Origin of the sequence: Synechococcus sp. R3-13, assembly GCF_047462195.1 — a bacterium.
Classification (GTDB): domain Bacteria; phylum Cyanobacteriota; class Cyanobacteriia; order Thermostichales; family Thermostichaceae; genus Thermostichus.
In genome coordinates, this window is the sequence record NZ_JANSIO010000475.1 from 1 (window position 1) to 956 (window position 956).

Annotated in this window: 1 protein-coding gene and 1 tRNA gene; both read left to right on the plus strand. The window is 58.1% G+C overall.

All coding sequences use genetic code 11. The features are described 5' to 3' along the window. The first annotated feature begins 35 nt into the window (after positions 1–35). Positions 36–584, plus strand: coding sequence for a hypothetical protein (locus tag NW856_RS13260; RefSeq protein ID WP_011433891.1), 549 nt, complete (start codon positions 36–38; stop codon positions 582–584). A gap of 154 nt (positions 585–738) precedes the next feature. After that, positions 739–829: transfer RNA gene (locus NW856_RS13265), tRNA-Ser, on the plus strand. Positions 830–956 lie beyond the last annotated feature (127 nt).

Consider the following 956-nt stretch of genomic DNA (forward strand, 5'->3'; position numbering starts at 1 on the left):
TTCAGCAGTGTTCAGCGTAAATGTATCAGAGATAGATGTTTACCCAATCTGCGTCTGATACTCTGGGGTTGGCACAACTGGATTTGGCGCAAATTCCGCGGCAGATCACCTGCGATGGCAGTGACTTGGATTGGAGCCAGGCCCTGGCCATCGAAGGGATCCAACCTGAAGAAGAAGCTTTACAGGCTTGGATGGCTTTCCGTGACCTGCGGGTGAACCAAGAGGCGGGCAACATTTTACGCTGGCAAGGGCGTCCGTTGCGGGCCAGCCGTATCCGCTTTTTCCCCAGGAATGTGGCTTGGCGCTATGGCTTCTCGTTTTCCACCAGCATCCGCTCGCCCCTTGGCAAAGGGATCCCGACCCCTGAGGAGTGGCGCTACCCGGGCCTCTGCCGCTACGGGATTGTGCTGTTTCAACCCAACGCCCAACTGGTGGCCCATCAGGTTTTCGAGTCCTCGCCAGAGCAGCCCCAAGAGGTGGATCTGGATCCCAACCTGGATATTGCCTTCAACATCAATGACGCCAAGGGCAGCTACGGCGACAATAGCGGCAGCTTCGATATTTACCTGCAGGTGGTGAGCTGACTCACCCAACCCCAGGAGGGATCCCGGCTGATCGCGATAGCGGGACGGAGTCTTTGCAGGGCGGGTCAGGGGGCAGTTGCCGGGTGGGATCCCATCCCCTACAATAGGTGAACTGGTGGCTGGATCCCAGCTTGCCATTGCCCTTCCTGGCCCTGGAGAGGTGGCTGAGTGGTCGAAAGCGGCTTCCTGCTAAGAAGTTACGGGGCCCAAAAGCTCCGTCGAGGGTTCGAATCCCTCCCTCTCCGTTTCTGTAGTTGACCAAGAAAACTGGGTTGCAAGCCCCGTCCTACCGCTGCGCGGCAGCAAGCTGAACAGGGCGGCTTTGTGCTATGGTGCTGGTTGAACTCCGCCAACTTGAATATGGCGCAGTGT